Origin of the sequence: Nocardia sp. NPDC004168, assembly GCF_040610355.1 — a bacterium.
In the GTDB taxonomy this organism is placed as follows: domain Bacteria; phylum Actinomycetota; class Actinomycetes; order Mycobacteriales; family Mycobacteriaceae; genus Nocardia; species Nocardia sichangensis.
Genome location: NZ_JBEXME010000018.1, coordinates 21637 through 37838 on the forward strand (window position 1 = coordinate 21637; position 16202 = coordinate 37838).

The window sequence follows — 16202 nt, forward strand, 5'->3', positions numbered from 1 at the left end:
TTTTTCGTGCCCGCGCGGCCAAACTCATCCGATGACCGGAAAGCCGGGCCCGCAGCCGCTTCCCGGCGAGGACAGCAACTCGTTCCGGAGGCATCGATCGACACCGATTCGCGACCGCGGCGTCCCGAGGCGGTACCGAGCGCCGACGACCTGCGCGCGCACGCGACGACGGCGGTCAGCGACGGCATCGCGGCCTATCTTCGCGCCGACGAATCCGCCACGTCCGCACCGACGCCGACCCGCAGGCAGCTCGAGATCCTGGACGTCGGCGTGCGGCGGCACATGCTGCGGCTCGAGGGCATCGCTCCGTTCGGGCCGACGATCTCCGCGCCCGCGTCCACCGCCCACTACCGCGCGGTCCGCGCACAGCTGGAGGTTCTGTCGGCACGGCACGCCTTCGCCGCTATCGTCACCGCTCGCGTACTGATCGAACACTCCCAGCTCGCCGCCGCCGATGCCAAGTGCGGCCGGCTCGCGGCGGCCACGGCCACAATGGACGAGATCGGCGCGCACCTGCCGCGACCGGATCGGGAACTGACCGCCGTCGTTCGCGCCGAGGCGTTGCCCGTGCTCGCCCTGCTGCGATTCCACGACGGCGACCACGACACCGCCGAGCGCCGGTTACGCGCCGCGCTGGACACCTGTCACAGACTGGGCTCGGAATACGGCCACCGCTATCTCACCGGTAAGCAGCTGCACTTCGCGGTGAACATCGCGCGGTGCAGAACCGCCCGAGGTGACCTCGACGGAGCTGCCGCGCTGCTGGAGCGGGTGGCAGCGGTAGCGAAGGGGACCCGCGCCCGGTGGCCCTTCTCCGATGGCAGCACGCTCGCCGTGCCGCTGCTCGGTCGCGCCGACGCGGTGATCGCCGATCTGATCCGCCGCGAATACGCGCGGCTGCCCGCCGGTGCGTCCGAATTCCACTGATCCCAGGAGTACAGCATGACCCCGGTTGCCCCGACCCTGCCCGCTTTCGCCCCGATCGGCGTGGTGCGCTGCGGCGCGCCGACGATCGATGACGTTCCCTCCGAGGGGCTTCCGTCCCGGGTGGTGCTGGACGAACGGTATCTGGCCGCGCTGGACGGAATCGAGCCGGGTGATCACCTCTACGTGCTCGCGGTATTCCATCTGGCCGATCCCGAGGTGCTGACGGGCAGCCCGGGCACGCGCCACGCGCAGGGCGCCTTCTCGATCCGGTCGTCGTGCCGGCCCAACCTGTTGGGCATGACCCTGAGCCGGGTGCTCGACATCCGAGGCACCGAAATCTCTTTCGAGTGGCTGGATTTCGTGGACAACTCACCGGTGCTCGACATCAAGAGGTACAACTGGCGCTGGGAGTGCGTGCCGTCCACGCGGCGGCTGGATCGCCGGTTCGTCGAACGGCAGCTCGACCACCGGACACTGGCCGCCGTGCTGGCCCGCCCCGCCTACAATTTCCACGGCGAGCGCTGCGCTCGCGTCGGCCAAACCGGCGCGCTGGCGGCCACTTTGGTGCAGAACCACGACTTGTGGCTGGGAAATCCCGCGCTCCGGGTCCATATCCGGGCCGACGGCCATCTCGTGGACTGTGTGCAAGGCCTCACCGGCGCGACCTTCGGCAACGGCCGGCTGGGCGTGACACTGTCGGACACCGACGAACCGGTCGTCGAATTCGTGGAACCCACGCGCAGACTTTCCGCACGCAGGACCGGCTCGGAGTGGGCCATCACCCAGTACCCGCAATAACATATCCGGCGCCGATCGGCAGTCGGGCGAACGAACGACATTCGGCCGAATGAATTCTCCGGACACGCGGGCGACACGCCATTTCCGCGGCAGGCCGTCCAGGCGATCGACGGCGCGACCGTGTCCGGCTCGGTACTGTTTTTCTGGTATTTCCTGAATCGAAATCTGAACGGGAGCGCGACTATGTCCGAAACTCTGCTCGGTGATATCAAATCCGACCGCGTCACATTGAATCTCCTGTTCGACTCGGCGGAATTCTGCTGCGCACCCGGCGAAGAACCCGCGCACACGGTGCGGATCGGCGCACCCACCGTTCAGGACAATCGCATGTGCGCGCAGTGCGTCGGGGAATGCAAGGTGTTCTGATGTCCGACGGCCGGTTCAAGATCGCCGAGGAGGTGTTCGTCGTCGATGTCGATGACGGCCACCTGCTGTACGCGCCGTTCGAGGGGGTCATCAGCCGCCTGGCACCGCAGACGGCCGCCGAACTCCGCTCTGGGCAGAGCTCCGCGAGCCGCGAGACCTTGCGGTACCTGCACGGGCTCGGGCTCATCGTGCCCGCCGACACGCCGAGCCCCGCCCCCGTGGGCACCTGGGACGAATCGTTCGCGCCGACCGGGGTGGTCTACATGGTCACCGCCGCCTGCAATCTCCGCTGCACCTATTGCTACGCCGACGCCGGTGATTATCCGGTCGACCTGTACAACCGCCGGATGGCGTTGGACGCGGCGAAATTCGTGATCGACAACGCGGCGGCGAGCGGCGCGGGCACCGCCTATCTCAACTTCCACGGCGGCGGCGAACCGACGCTCGACTTCGACCTGATCCGCACGGTGGTCGACTGGGGCCGGGAGTACGCGCGCAACGAAGCGGGCGATCTGCGCGTCAACGCGAGCATGGTCACGAACGGGCTGATCAGCGACGCCAAGGCGCAGTGGATCGCCGACAACATGGACAGTGTGCAAGTGTCCCACGACGGTCCGGCGGCGATCCATGATCTCCAGCGTCCGACCGTGCGCGGCGGCACGTCGTATTCCCGGGTGCGCGAGGTCATCGAGCTGTTCACCGGGCGCGTTCCGGATCTGATGATCAAGTCCACGATCAGCCGAGCCGCCGTCGGCAAGATGCCGGAGATCGCCCGCTACCTCTGTTCGACATTCGACCTGCCACGTTTCCATCTGGGGCCGGTGCTCGGCACCGGCCGTGGCCGCTCGGTGGTCTTCGGCGAACCCGAAGCGCAGGAATTCGTACGCGGCTATCACGCGGCTCAGGAGATCGCCGACGAATACGGCAGGACGATCGTGGTGTCGGGCGCGCTGGCCACCTTTCCCCATGTCCGGAGAACGTTCTGCGGCGTCACCGATCCGAATTTCTCGCTGACCTCCGACGGCCATATTTCGAGTTGCTACGAAATAATGTACGACGACGACAAACGCGCTCCGCACGCCTACTACGGACGGTACAACCGAGAAACGCGGACGTTCGACGTGGACGGCAACCGCATAGCGAAGCTGCGTTTGCACGATGTCAACAAGATTCCGAAGTGCAGGAATTGCTTCGCGAAGTGGCAGTGCGCGGGCGACTGCCAGGCACGCTGGTACAACTCGCAGACCGGCGAGCTGGAGAACGGACCGGACGTGCGCTGCGAGATCAATAGAACGCTCATCCGGGATCGCTTGCTCTCGATCGTCAGTGTCACCTGAACACCCCGCGCCTGCGAGGGCGCTGCTGGTCAATATTCAGGACGGGTCCTCGCTCGCCTACAACCTGCCCTACGAGAACCTCCGGCTCGGCGGGATCGGTTCGGCACTCGAGCGAGCCGGGATCGTCTGCGCTTACTACGATTCCGCCGCCGATCCGGAGGGGCTGGTCGCGGCCCTGCGCTCGCTCGCGCCGCGACCGGTCATCGTGTTCGACACCCTCTACCGGATCTCGGACGGTGTCGGCGCGGCCATTCGCGCCGCCCGGGCGGTCCACCCCGATGCGTACGTGCTGGTGGTGGGCCGGGCCGCGGCCGCGGTGTCGGTACAGCCCGGCGTGGCCGCGCAGGTGGACGCGGTCGCGGATTCCGGTGACGTCGGCCGGGTGGTCGCGACCTGCCTGGCCCATTGCGGGCGAACACCGCCCGCGCCACCCGATACCTGGCAGACGATCACGCCGCAGCGCCGATTCCCTCGCTTCGCCCGCGTTCGCGGGGTACTCGACATCGAAGCGACACGCGGCTGTATGCACGGATGCAGTTTCTGCGCCGTCGACGGCGTTCCCGATGCGCCCCGCGTCCGCCGGTGGCAGCCGCGCGAACCCGCCGACGTGGTCGGCGAGATCACGGAACACGCTGTCGGCCAGGGCATTCGACGCGTACAGTTCGTCGACGACAACTTTCTGGGAGCACCGGCCGCGGTCGACTGGGCACAGCGGTTCGCCGACGAACTGCGCAGCCGGAACATCGAGGTCCGCTTCTCCATCTACGCCCGGCTCGACCGCACGCTCGACCGGGTACTCGACACCTTGCATTCGGTGGGGCTGATTCAGGTGCACGCCGGTGTCGAATCCGGCTCCTTTTCGGTGCTGCGCCGATTGAGAAAGGGCACGACACCGGAGGAGTTGTCCAGGATGGTGCGCCGCCTGCGGCAACGGGACGTGGGTCTGGTCGCTTCGCTGATCGTCTTCGAGCCGCGCAGCACACTCGACGAGCTGAACGAAAGCCTGCGCTGGCTCGACGAACACCGGCTGTACCGGTCCTTCAGCCTCACCACGCTGATCCCGTTCCGCAACACCCTCGCCCACAGGGAACTTCGCACCCAGGTGATCGCCGAGCCGTCGACGTCGTTCGCACCGCTGGGTTACCGGTTCACCGAACCGGACGTCGATCGGATCTACCGAGCGGCCGTCGCGCGGGAAGCCGATCACGAGCAGTGCAGCGACGGTGCGCTGGAGCGGCTGATGCGCTGCCGTTTCGCCTTCGAGGAACGTCTCGGGCTGGGTCCGGAACCCCCCGAACTTCGCGACCTCGACGCCTACCGAGCGCGCCAGATCGCCGCGATCCTCGACGACATCCGACGGCTGCGCCGATGACCGGCAGGGCCGAATCCTTCGACGCCGTCGCGGATGCGCACGACCACGCGCGCTGGGATCTGCCGCCCGCGCGGTTCGACGCCGCGGTTCTCGCGGCGTTGTCCCGTTTCGCGGGCCGTGGTGGCGCCCCCGCGCTCTTCCTCGGTTCCGGCTCCGGGCGTGAGGCCGCGGCGTTCGTGCGGGCAGGCCGACAGGTGGTCCTCGTCGACATCTCCGCGCGCATGCTGTCGCTGGCGAAGGCCAGATACCGCGACAGCCCTCTGGTCGACTATCGACGGCAGTCCGCGACGGAGTTCCTCGACGACGCCGACGCCGACTACCCGTTCATCTCCGCGGTCGGCGAACTCCTCGGCTATGTACGCGACCACGCGGCCCTGCTGACCCGCATTCGCACCCGGCTGGGCGACTCGGGCACCTGCGTCTTCACCTGGGTGGACGCGCATCGGCTCGCGCAGCGTGGGCTGCCCGCCCAGGTCTGTGCCGACGGGACGGCGATCTTCACCGAACGCGACGAACCGCCGCTACGGATCCGCGGGTGGTCGCAGGCTCACATGCACGCGTTACTCGGCACGGCGGGCCTCGACCTGGTCGAGGAGATCGCCCCGGAGGCGGTGAGTCCTCGACGCGGCTGGACCGTCACGCCGTCGAGAACTAGCGATGGGTCCAATCCGGCTGGGTGAAGTGGGCGACTCTGGCCGCGTCAGGGTCCGTGCCGAGCAGGACCACTTCGCGGAATTGCCACAGCAGCGCGCCGGTGGGTGCGTGAATGGTCATGTTCGGGCCGAGCCGCATCTGCAACAGGCCCGCTTCGCCCGCAGGCGCGGTGTCGTCGCGCAGTTCCGCTTGCCGTACCGCGTCCTCGGCCCGGACCCAGCGCGGGGTGTCCTCGGCGGCCACCCGGGCCAGATCCACCAGATGCACCGAGTAGACCTCATCCGGATTCGGGCGTAACCGGGTCGCGTCGTTCAGTGCCAGAACGAGGGGCGTGATCGTGAAACCGGAGGCCGCCGGGAAGTCGTCGAGTGCGCCGAGCAGATCACCCGGCCGCGCGTCCAGGCCGAGTTCCTCGCGCAGTTCGCGCAAGGCGGCTTGTTCGGTGGTCTCGCCTTCGTCCAGCCGGCCGCCGGGCAGGCCCCATTGTCCGGCGTTGCGGCCACGATAGGCCCGCTTGATGACGATCACCGACAGCGGCCCGCCGGGCTCCTCGACCACGCACAGCACCACCGCCGCGCGGCGCACACCGGGCAGGTCGGCGACCTCGATGCGCGGAAATGCGGCCAAGCGGGAATGCGCGAGCACACGGAATTCGTCGATGCTCCTCGGTAGCGGCGCTGTCGGGGTCGGCTCCATGGCTTCGATCTTGCCCTTCCCCATCGACGAGCGCGACAAAGGAAGTCGTTGACAGCAACTGCCTCACCTGTCACCGTATCGGGAACCTCGGGGTCCGGACCGTACCCCGGGCGTTCGCGATCGGAGCGTGCTTGATGGGATTTCTCGAGCCCGACCTGCCGGTGGTCGATATGGCGGAATGGAGCAAGGGCACGCGCGCCGAGCGCATCCGTCCCATGGCCCGGCACTGGGCCGAGGTCGGCTTCGGGACTCCAGCGGTGCTGCACCTGTTCTACGTCGGCAAGATCTGCCTCTACGTGCTCGGCGGCTGGTCGATCGCGCTGACCACCAACGGTATCGACGGGTTCACCGACGTCGGCGCCTGGTGGTCGGAGCCGATCGTCTTCCAGAAGGTCGTGCTGTACACGCTGCTGTTCGAAGTGGTCGGCCTCGGGTGCGGGTTCGGCCCGCTGAACAACCGGTACTTCCCGCCCTTCGGCTCGATCCTGTATTGGTTGCGCCCCAACACGATTCGGCTGCCACCGTGGCCGGGGCGGATACCGCTCACCAAGGGCGACAACCGCACGCCGGTGGACGTCGCGCTGTACGCGGCGCTGCTGGCGACGACAGCGGTCGCGTTGCTGTCCGACGGAACCGGACCGATACCGGAGCTGGACACCACCGTCGGTTTGCTGCCGCACTGGCAGGTGGCGGTGATCCTCGGGCTGCTGGCGGTACTCGGGCTGCGGGACAAAGTGATCTTCCTGGCCGCCCGGGGCGAGGTGTACGCCACCCTCACAGTCGTCTTCCTTCTCCCCGGAGCCGATTCGATCGTCGCCGCGAAGGTGGTCTTCGTCGTGATCTGGATGGGCGCGGCCACCTCGAAACTCAACAAGCACTTCCCTTTCGTGGTGTCCACGATGATGTCCAACAGTCCGGTGTTCCGGCCGAAGCCGCTCAAGCGCGCGTTCTTCGAACGCTTCCCCGACGATCTGCGGCCGGGACGGTTGTCCCGCGTCTTCGCCCACGGCGGCACGGTCGTCGAGATGTGCGTTCCGCTGGTGCTGTTCTTCTCCCACGGCGGTTGGCCGACGGCGATCGCGGCCATCGCGATGGTGTGTTTCCACCTGGCGATCCTCACCGCCATTCCCATGGGCGTCCCGCTGGAGTGGAACGTCTTCATGATCTTCGGCGTCGTCACGTTGTTCGTCGCGCACGCCGATCTCGGTCCGAGCAGTGTGCGCAACCCCGTGCCCGTGGCGATGCTCTTCGTCGTGATCGCAGGCATCGTGATCGCCGGGAATCTGTTCCCGCGCAAGATCTCCTTCTTACCGGGCATGCGTTACTACGCTGGGAACTGGGACACCACCATGTGGTGCGTCAAACCCTCGGCCGCCGCGAAGATCGGCACCGGCATCGTCGCGATAGCCGGCATGCCGCAGGCCCAGCTGGAGCGGTTCTACGGCAAGGATCGCGCGCAGATCCCGATGTACCTCGGGTACGCCTTCCGGGCCATGAACACCCACGGCCGCGCGTTGTTCACGCTCGTCCACCGCGCGATGCCACCCGGCCACGAAGACGAGTACACCATCACCGACGGCGAACGCATCTGCAGCACCGCCGTCGGCTGGAACTTCGGCGACGGCCACATGCACAACGAACAACTCATCGCCGCGATGCACCGCCGCTGCCACTTCGAACCCGGCGAAGTACGCGTCGTCCTCCTCGACGCCCAGCCGATCCACCGGCAGATCCAGCAATACCGCCTCGTCGACGCGGCCACGGGCGAGTTCGAACGCGGCGAAGTGCGCGTCGCCGACATGGTGACCCGCCAGCCCTGGGCCGACGACGTCCCGGTGCGGGTGCACTACACCGCGAGCGCAGAGAGTTAGCGCGTCCGCCTTTCCACGAGAGTCGGAGTCGCGTTCAGCGATCTAATGCTCAGATGCGCATATCTACGTATCAGCATGGCGTTCGAGTCGCGGCTTCTTCGACGCGGTCCCCCACCCACGCCAGAAAGGCTCGCACGTCGGTGGTGGGCAGTGCGAGTGCGGCCGTGCGGGGGTGCTCGAAGCTGCGCAGCGCTGTGTCGATGAGGGGGGCGAAGTGTTCTTCGGACTTCGCGATCATCTGTGCCGCTTCGCGTTTGGCCAGCCAGCGACCGGTGCGACAGAACGCTACTGCTCGACAGCCGTTCAGCACTCGGTTGTCACCCAGATGACCCTCTCCCCCAGCGTGTTCGCGTACCGAAGCCAGCAGCGCGGCATGAACGTCGCGCCGTGACGGTGCCGCGACGACCTGCCGCACGGGAGTCCCGAACAGGAGGCGTCCGGTTTCGTGGGCGATGGAGCGATCGATGACGTACCAGAAGGCCGATGAGTCCGCCGGATCGAAGCTGACGCGGTTCGGCAACAGGGGACCGGTGTTGAGGTCCATGAGATAACCGGCCGCGCTGGACGGTGCGGCGATGAAATCCGAGTTGTAGACCACGAGTTCCAGACCGGCCGCGGGGCACGGCAGCGACGAGTGCGCGAGCGATTCGGCCAGTTCGCGCAATGCCTGCGCGGGAAGCGACGGCGCGACGACGATGACCACGTCCACGTCGCTGCGCCCGTGCCGATAGTCCGCGAGCGCGACCGATCCCACGGCGAAAACACTCGTCAGATGACGCCCGCAGACGGTGCGGGCTCGTCGCACCAGCGCATCGAGGTAAGGCCGCAACTCAGCCGGGAGGAGGTGGGGATCCGCCAGGATGTCGGTCATGCGGGCCAGTATCCGCCAAGGTCGCCTCGGGGCTCGGATCGCCCGGAGCCCGCGCGGCCTTAGGCTCAGCGCGGCAGCCCCAGTCCGTCGGCCAACACGGGCCACGAATTCTTCAGCGCTTCCTGCCAGTACCCCCACGAATGGGTCCCGGTGGGCTGGAAGTCGTAGGTGGCGGGGATGCCGAGGGAGTCGAGGCGGTCGCGCATGTTGTGCGTGCACCAGTTCACCGCGGCCTCGATCACACCGCCCAGCACCAGTTGGTTGAGGTAACCGCGCGGCCCTGGCTGAGCGTAGGCGCCGTTGTAGACGTCGTACATGCCAGGCACTCCGGTTCCCGTGGACAGGAACAGCCGTATGCCGCGCAGTTGGTCGGCGTGTAGGTACGGGTCGTTGGCCGCCCACATCGGGTCGTCGGGCGGCCCGTACATGTTCTCGGTGTCGCCGCCGCCCCAGCTCTCCACGGCGAGTTTCACGAACTCGCGGCCGATCGGGTCGCTGATCTGCGCGCAACCGCTGTAAGCCGCAACCGCCTGATACAGACCGGGTTTCGCGATCGGCAGCTGGAGCACCGAGGTACCGGAGGTGGACAAGCCCGCGACGGCGTTCACCCCGGTAGTGCCGAACTCGGCATCGATCAGCGGTGGCAACTCTTCGGTGAGGAAGGTCTTCCACTTGTACACACCGAGTTTCGGATCGGGCGCGCGCCAATCGGTGTAATAGCTCCAACGCCCGCCCACCGGCTGGACGACGTTCACGTCTTTCTCGGCGAGAAAGCGCAGCACGTCGGTGTTCTTCTGCCAGGTCGCGCTGTCCTGACCCCCGCCGCCCCCGTTCAACAGATACAGCGTCGGCCGCGGCACCGAACGGTCCGCCGGGCGCAGCACCTTCACCATGATGTCCTGCCCCATCGCCGCGGAATGCACCCGCACCTGCACGGTCCGATCGTCCTCCGGCCAGGAACCGGTGATCGATGCGGCATCGGCGCTCGCGGGCGGCGATGCCGCGACCACTCCCGCGGTCACGGCGAACACCGCCATGAGCACGATGAGCGCGTGCCTCGAACAGCGACGGACTGTTTCGATTCTCCTCCGCACGCTGCCCGAATCGGCGGCAGGTGTGGCCGGGAGACCGGTGTCGACGTCGGAACTTCGTTTCATCGTTCGTCTTTCTCCGAGACCGGACCGTGGCGTTCGTCGACCGGCGCCGTCGCAGCTGCTCGACGGGCGCGGAAACTTTGTCAACGCTAGAACTCGACAAGGCGGTGCACTTCCCCCGTCCGATGGGTCTGGACACCTCACGAAGAGATCAAGATCTCCTTAGGGACGCGATACATTCGTCGCGAATTCGTGAGTTCCTCTGCCCTACGGGCACCGCTGACATCCCCGGTATCGAGTGGCGGCGAAACCGAGGCTTGCTCATGACTTTTCTTGCCGGGATTCGTCTATGACCCACACCGCAATCTGAGCGCGGGAATTGAACCCCGGTTTGGTCAACACGTGTTCGACGTGTCCTTGCGCGGTGCGTGGCGAAATCACCGATTCGGCTGCGATCTGCTTGTTGCCGAGTCCCTGCGCAACCAAACCGGCGACCTGCCGTTCACGTTTGGTCAGCTTCGCCGACTGCACCGATGTGAGCGCGGTATCAGCGGCCCGCGCAGTGCTTGCCGCAATAGCTGTTGGGCGGAATCCAACTCACCTCGCCGCCATCCGGCGACGCCTAGCAGCGTTCGTACTGACGCACGTAGGGCTGCGACTCCGGTAAGACGTTGTACCCGGGTGTCTGGCAGCCGCCGACCACGACCTCGAAAAAGGGGCCGTAGGAGTGGACGGGGCCGTTGGGTGTGTAGATCGTGTAGTCGACCGCCGCGCCGGAGCCTGCCAGGTAGGGAAGATGCAGATCGGCGAGTTGTGTGGTCTGCGCGGCGCTGAATTCCGTACCCACCGGGGGGACTACGGTGACGCCCAGTGCGCGGCCTTCGGAGGGCGGGTCGTAGACCGACACCAGAACGAAGAACGGGATGGGTTGATCGGTCAGGAACCACTGCCACAGGTCGAGTTCGTCATCGGACGGGAAGCGAGGGGTGGGCTCTTGGTGGGGGGTGAGGCGATCATGGGGCCAGGGATACGACCCGGGGCGCCGTTCCGAGTGATTGGTGAACCCGCGCTCCCGCTCATGAACGGTGGATACGGTCCACTGGTTGGATGCCAGTTCGGGAAAGTCCCGGATGATTCGGCGCATCGCCGCGGTCGCGCGCTGAGGTTCGCTCTCGGAGCCCGCTCGGACGTCGATGGCGTTGGTTATGCGGCTCGCGTCGCCGCCGCGCGAGGACCAGTGCACTTCGGTGCCTGCGGCCCATAGTCGCGCCCAGCTGTCTGCGGCGTTCGCTTCAGTGCTCACGTCACGGCCGAAAAGCCAGTATGCGGAATAGGTGTCCGCCATCCGGCCGATGGTGACCTCTGTCGGGTCGCCTTGGAAACGCCGCGGAAGCTGTTGAGCGCCCATGGCACTCACCACAGACGCGGCCTCGGCCGGTGTGGCGTCGTCCCTGAGCCGCACGTCGAGTTCGGCGTTGAAGTGTCTGCCCTTGTAGTGCTCGAACCGGTGTGACACGTCGGTCACCCCCGGAAGGGCCCGGATGGCAGTCTCGATCTTGCGTGACCAGCTGTCACGCTCGGCCTGGTCGCGTCCTTGTTCGAAATAGCCATATCCGATCAGCAGGGCTGCGGTACCTGCTATCGCCACAGCCAGCACGGCTGCCAATCCCACTATTGTTGCCAGCAGCGGCACTACGCGTTCGCGCAAGATGGAGCGGTGGACACGCGCCGGCACCCGCCGATCGGGGTGCTGGGAGGTCCCTCGCTTCGGTGTGTCCGGATCGAAGCGGCCGGGGTCAACGACCTTGCTGCCGGTGCGTTCGGCATCCATCGGTCCTCCTCACGGCGCCTTCGTCTTCGTCCGAAACCTATAGCAGACCATCAGTTCCGCCGCTTTGCCTCGTCGTTCGTTCCACAGCGTAGTCGGCCGCGAACTGCGACCTACCGCACGCGAACGTTGCTCGTGCTCCGCTGCATCAGTCGGCTTCGCCGCCGGATCCCATGGATCCGCAGGTTCTTGCAGCGCAGTGTGCAGCTTCTGCTCTTACGCGAGCAGGGCGGCCTGGAATGGGGTGCGTGCGCCCAGCCGGTCCATCAGGTCGGCGACATGACCGCGGAACTTGCGCACCGAGACATTCAGCGCACGTGCCGCCGAGTCGTCGGTGTCGTAGCGGGTAAGCGCGCGCAAGACCCGCTGCTCGACGGGTGAGACCGGAAGTTCGTCCAGGTCGCGTGCGCGGTTCCAGATGCCGTCGAAGACTTCCGCCATCGGTGAGGCGGCGGCTGTCGCCGAGGGCTTGTTCGAATTCGGGCTCGGCAGACTCCTCGACGGCATAGGCGTACATCTCACAGCGTGATCCTCCGCCGGATGGAGGGCAAAGGTTGCACAGTGCGTTGCAGGTACCTGCAGCGGTCCCGCGAAAAACGTTGGGAACTGGAAGGATCAGCGCAATGATTCTCGTGACAGGAGCGACCGGCAATGTCGGCGCTGAAGTTGTGCAAGCCCTGGCCGCGGCGGGCGAGCCGGTGCGCGCGCTGGTGCGCGATCCGCAGCGTGCAGTCGTACCCCCGGAAGCGGAAGCCGTGGCGGGCGACCTCACGTCTCCGGAGACCCTGAGTTTCGACGGGGTACGTGCGTTGTTCCTGCTGCCCGGTTATCCAGCGGTCGCGCAGGCGGCCGCGAAGGCCGGCGTCGAACACATCGTGCAACTGTCGGGTGTTTCCGCGGGCACCGGCGACACCTCCAATGCCATCACCCGCTATATGATGGCCTCCGAGCGGGAAGTCACCGAATACGCTGCGGCATGGACCATTCTGCGCCCCTGCGCCTTCGCCTCCAACGCCCTGCGCTGGCTCCCCCAGCTGCGCGAAGGAGACGTGATTCGCGCTCCGTTCCCCGAGGTGCGCACGGCCGCTCTGGATCCGCAGGACATCGGCGCGGTAGCCGCCACCGTCCTGCGGGGCAACAGTCATCACGGCGAAATCCTCTGGCCTACGGGGCCGGAGCCGCTCACGCCCGCCGAGCAGGTCGCGATCCTGGCCGAGGCCATCGGCCGCGATCTCATCTGTCAGGGCCTCGGCGACGAGGAGGCCCGCGCCGACATGCTCCGCACCACCCCCGTCGAGTACGTGGACGCCTTCTTCGACTTCTACGTGAACGGAGCCATCGACGAATCCATTGTCCGACCGACGGTAGAAGAGGTCATCGGCCGCGCGCCACGGACGTTCGATCAGTGGGCCACGGCCCACGCGGACGCCTTCCGGTGATTCATCCGCGCGGGATTACCGCCGATCGAAGGTACTAGGCGCGACCGGGCGCGGCGGCTCCGTGCCGCAGTCGCCCCGTGGCGGATCAGTCGAGGTTCAGCAGCATTCCGGTTTCCGGGTCGTACCAACGGCACGCTTCGGGTGGCAGGTAGAGATCGGAGGGGTCGCCCTCGGCGGCACGAAAGCTCGGCGGCGCTTGGACTTTCACGGTCTGACCGCCGACGCGGGTGGTGAGCAGCGTCGAGGAGCCGAGTGGCTCCAGCACTTCGAGTTCACCGCGCACCGTCGCGTCCGCGGGGCCTTCGCGCACCACGATGGCCTCGGGGCGGATACCGAGCCGAAGGGCGCCGCCCTCGAACGACGACAGCGCAGCGGGCACGGCGAGCGATTGCCCGCCCAGGTCGATCCGCGGCCCGTCCTCCGCCGCGGAGACCACGCCGGTGAGGAAGTTCATCGGCGGGCTGCCGAGGAAACCGCCGACGAATTCCGTCGCCGGGTCGTCGTAGACCTCGGTCGGTGGGCCGCACTGGACGATCGATCCGTCCCGCATCACGGCGACACGGTTGCCCAGCGACAGCGCCTCGACCTGGTCATGGGTGACGTAGACGGTGGTGGTGCCGAGTTCCGCGACGAGTCGTTTCAACTCGGCCCGGAACGACAGCCGCAGCAGCGCGTCCAGGTTGGACAGCGGCTCGTCCATGAGCAGCACGTCGGCGTCCATCACGATGGCCCGCGCCACCGCGACACGCTGGCGCTGCCCGCCGGACAGCCGCGCCGGGTAGCGGTCCAGGTACGGGGTGAGTTGCAGCAGTTCGGCGGCCCAGGCGACTTTGCGCCGGATCTCCTCGGCGGGCACACCGTGCACGCGCAGGCCGAAGCCGATATTGTCGGCGACCTTCTTGTTGGGGAAGACCGCGTAGGACTGGAAGACCATCGACAGGTTGCGCCGCCGCGGTTCGAGGTAGGTGACGTCCTTGCCGCCGATCACGATCTGCCCCGAGTCCGGCAGCTCCAACCCGGCGATCATGCGCAGCAAGGTCGTCTTGCCGCAGCCGGAAGGCCCCAACAGCACCATGAACTCGCCGTCGGCGATCTCCAGCGAGACCTCGTCGGTAGCACGCGCCGTGCCGCCGGGATAGGTCTTCACCAGATCCCGGACAATCACCTCGGCCATCAGCGAACCCCTGTCATCTGAGCGTCGTCCCCCACATGTTCACCAGGTAGCGCCGCATCACGAAGATGAACACCAGCGCCGGGATGATCAGCGCGAAGCCACCGGCGAAGCGGTACGCGGTCGACGCCTCACCCAGCGCCGTGAGCACCTGCGCGGGCAGCGTGCGGTGCCCGAGCGTCACGATCGTCGCGCCGAGGATCTCGTTCCACGACAGGACGAATGTGAAGATCGATGACGCCGCCAGACCCGGCAGCGCGAGCGGCACCACGACCCGGCGCGCGGCCTGCCATCGACTGCACCCGAAGACCCGGGCCGCCTCCTCCAGATCCGGCGGCACCGCGACGAAGATGCTCGCCGTGATGAGCACGGTGGTCGGCAATGCGAGCGTGGTGTGCACCAATGTCACGGCGAACACCGTGTCGTACACACCGATCCGCAGGAACACCGTGGCCAGCGGCACCGAGAGCACCACGATCGGCAGCGCGCGCACGAAGAGAATGAAGACCTGGTAGGTGTCTTTGCCGCGAAAAGCATGACGGGCCAGCGCGTATCCCGCGGGCGCCCCGATCACCAGCGACCAGAACACCGTGTAGAGGCCGACCAGCACCGAGTTGCCCAGTGCGGCAAGGGTCCCGGTCGCGCGGAAGAACGAGACCAGGGTCTCGGTGGAGAACTCCTTCGGGACGAGCGACTTCGGGAACTCGTTGAGCGCCTCGCGGGAGGACAACGCGGCGAGTCCGATGAGCACGATCGGCAGCGCCATGAACAGGCTTACAGCAGTGCAGGCCGCCTGAACCCCCACCGCGCGCAGGCGGCGCCTGCGCAGGGGTGCGCGGTCGATCGGTGGCAGCACGCGCCGCGACGGCGCCTCGGCCGAGTTCATCGCGCTCCTCGCCTCCTTCGGCCCTCTGCCGCATGATCACGACTCATCGGGCCTGCTCCGGTTGCCGGACCGCACGCAGGTAGAACACCGCGGTAGCGAGCGAGATCGCCAGCACGATCAGCGAGACAGCGCTGGCGACCGCGGGATTCTGCAGATTCGCGTACCACTCGTAGGTCTCGCCGACCAGCAGCGGAAAGTCCCGGCCGGTCAATGCCTGCGCCACGGCGAAAGCCTGCAGCGCGAGGATGGTCCGCAAGATCAGCGCCACTTGCAAGCTCGGACCCAGCAGCGGCAGCGTCACATGCCGCAGCCGCTGCCACAGGTTCGCTCCGAACACCTGCGCGGCCTCGTCGTAGTCGCGCGGGATCATCTGCACGCCCGCCACCACGATGACGAACACCAGTGACGTCGCGCGCCAGATCTCGGCGACCACCACTGCGAGCAGCATGGTGCCCGCGTTCCGGTAGCCGAGCCACTGCACGCCGTCGTCGGAGAGCCCGATGCCGACCAGCAGCGAGTTCAGGTAGCCGCGGTTGTCGAAGATGGACAGCCATACCAGGCCCGCGGCCAGTTCGGAGATCGCCAGCGGCAGGCACCACAGGTAGAAGTGGCCGCCGGCGAACCGCGGCCGGGCCTGCATGAGCAGCGCCATGGCGACGGCGAGCACCAGTTGGACCGGCACGACGATCGCGATCAGCAGGAGGGTGTTGCGCAGCGCGGGGAGGACGTAGGGATCGTCGAACAGCCGGTCCCAGTTGGCGAGGGTGAATCCGTCGCCGCCACGGAACGCCTCGAGCACGGCCTGCACGAGCGGCCAGCCGAACAGGGCCGACATCAGGACGATCGACGGCAGCAGCAGGATCCACGGGGAGCGTAGACGCGACATCATGGC

At 67.2% G+C, this 16202-nt stretch carries 17 protein-coding genes; 8 read left to right on the forward strand and 9 right to left on the reverse strand.

Annotated features, from left to right (window positions below):
* Positions 1-6: 6 nt before the first annotated feature.
* The 6 genes from ABZW96_RS26695 (at position 7) to ABZW96_RS26720 (ending at position 5480) form a co-directional block, all read left to right on the forward strand.
* On the forward strand, positions 7-927 hold the full coding sequence (locus ABZW96_RS26695; RefSeq protein WP_355078369.1) for a tetratricopeptide repeat protein: 921 nt from the start codon (positions 7-9) through the stop codon (positions 925-927).
* Positions 928-942: 15 nt separating this feature from the next.
* A complete protein-coding gene (locus ABZW96_RS26700) occupies positions 943-1725 on the forward strand; it encodes a TrmO family methyltransferase (RefSeq protein WP_355078370.1) in 783 nt (260 codons plus the stop codon).
* Positions 1726-1845: 120 nt separating this feature from the next.
* On the forward strand, positions 1846-2091 hold the full coding sequence (locus ABZW96_RS26705; protein WP_355078371.1) for a hypothetical protein: 246 nt from the start codon (positions 1846-1848) through the stop codon (positions 2089-2091).
* Positions 2091-3428: a radical SAM protein gene (locus ABZW96_RS26710; protein ID WP_355078372.1), complete on the forward strand. Its 1338-nt coding sequence runs from the start codon at positions 2091-2093 to the stop codon at positions 3426-3428. Before ABZW96_RS26705 ends, ABZW96_RS26710 begins: the two co-directional genes overlap by 1 nt.
* Positions 3418-4800: a radical SAM protein gene (locus ABZW96_RS26715; RefSeq protein ID WP_355078373.1), complete on the forward strand. Its 1383-nt coding sequence runs from the start codon at positions 3418-3420 to the stop codon at positions 4798-4800. The genes ABZW96_RS26710 and ABZW96_RS26715 overlap by 11 nt, the downstream gene beginning before the upstream one ends.
* Entirely contained in the window at positions 4797-5480 is a 684-nt protein-coding gene (locus ABZW96_RS26720; RefSeq protein WP_355078374.1) for a methyltransferase domain-containing protein, read from the forward strand. Before ABZW96_RS26715 ends, ABZW96_RS26720 begins: the two co-directional genes overlap by 4 nt.
* Here the strand turns inward: ABZW96_RS26720 and ABZW96_RS26725 are convergent.
* On the reverse strand, positions 5452-6150 hold the full coding sequence (locus ABZW96_RS26725) for a CoA pyrophosphatase (RefSeq protein ID WP_355078375.1): 699 nt from the start codon (positions 6148-6150) through the stop codon (positions 5452-5454). The genes ABZW96_RS26720 and ABZW96_RS26725 overlap by 29 nt on opposite strands.
* A gap of 134 nt (positions 6151-6284) precedes the next feature.
* Between ABZW96_RS26725 and ABZW96_RS26730 the strand changes: the two genes are divergently transcribed.
* Entirely contained in the window at positions 6285-8021 is a 1737-nt protein-coding gene (locus ABZW96_RS26730) for a DUF3556 domain-containing protein (RefSeq protein ID WP_355078376.1), read from the forward strand.
* Positions 8022-8091: 70 nt separating this feature from the next.
* On the opposite strand, the gene ABZW96_RS26735 is transcribed toward ABZW96_RS26730, so the two are convergent.
* The 5 genes from ABZW96_RS26735 to ABZW96_RS26755 form a co-directional block, all read right to left on the reverse strand.
* Positions 8092-8892 carry an aminoglycoside adenylyltransferase domain-containing protein gene (locus ABZW96_RS26735; RefSeq protein ID WP_355078377.1) on the reverse strand — a complete coding sequence of 267 codons (801 nt, stop codon included), beginning with the start codon at positions 8890-8892 and terminating at the stop codon, positions 8092-8094.
* A 65-nt stretch (positions 8893-8957) separates the two neighbouring features.
* Entirely contained in the window at positions 8958-9929 is a 972-nt protein-coding gene (locus ABZW96_RS26740; RefSeq protein ID WP_355078378.1) for an alpha/beta hydrolase family protein, read from the reverse strand.
* A 378-nt stretch (positions 9930-10307) separates the two neighbouring features.
* A complete protein-coding gene (locus ABZW96_RS26745; protein ID WP_355078379.1) occupies positions 10308-10517 on the reverse strand; it encodes a LuxR C-terminal-related transcriptional regulator in 210 nt (69 codons plus the stop codon).
* Between the two features lie 91 nt (positions 10518-10608).
* Positions 10609-11817: a hypothetical protein gene (locus ABZW96_RS26750; protein ID WP_355078380.1), complete on the reverse strand. Its 1209-nt coding sequence runs from the start codon at positions 11815-11817 to the stop codon at positions 10609-10611.
* 213 nt (positions 11818-12030) lie between these two features.
* The gene (locus ABZW96_RS26755; RefSeq protein ID WP_355078381.1) at positions 12031-12321 is read right to left on the reverse strand and encodes a hypothetical protein; all 291 of its coding nucleotides are present in this window, start codon (positions 12319-12321) and stop codon (positions 12031-12033) included.
* Positions 12322-12437: 116 nt separating this feature from the next.
* Here ABZW96_RS26755 and ABZW96_RS26760 point away from each other — a divergent pair, with 116 nt between their 5' ends.
* Positions 12438-13253, forward strand: a complete 816-nt coding sequence (locus ABZW96_RS26760) for an NAD(P)H-binding protein (RefSeq protein WP_355078382.1) — start codon at positions 12438-12440, stop codon at positions 13251-13253.
* An 85-nt stretch (positions 13254-13338) separates the two neighbouring features.
* Here the strand turns inward: ABZW96_RS26760 and ABZW96_RS26765 are convergent, their stop codons facing one another.
* The 3 genes from ABZW96_RS26765 to ABZW96_RS26775 are packed head-to-tail and all read right to left on the reverse strand — an operon-like array spanning position 13339 to position 16199.
* A complete protein-coding gene (locus tag ABZW96_RS26765; RefSeq protein WP_355078383.1) occupies positions 13339-14427 on the reverse strand; it encodes an ABC transporter ATP-binding protein in 1089 nt (362 codons plus the stop codon).
* 13 nt (positions 14428-14440) lie between these two features.
* Positions 14441-15310 carry a carbohydrate ABC transporter permease gene (locus tag ABZW96_RS26770; RefSeq protein ID WP_355078384.1) on the reverse strand — a complete coding sequence of 290 codons (870 nt, stop codon included), beginning with the start codon at positions 15308-15310 and terminating at the stop codon, positions 14441-14443.
* 43 nt (positions 15311-15353) lie between these two features.
* The gene (locus ABZW96_RS26775) at positions 15354-16199 is read right to left on the reverse strand and encodes a sugar ABC transporter permease (RefSeq protein ID WP_355078385.1); all 846 of its coding nucleotides are present in this window, start codon (positions 16197-16199) and stop codon (positions 15354-15356) included.
* Positions 16200-16202: the final 3 nt, after the last annotated feature.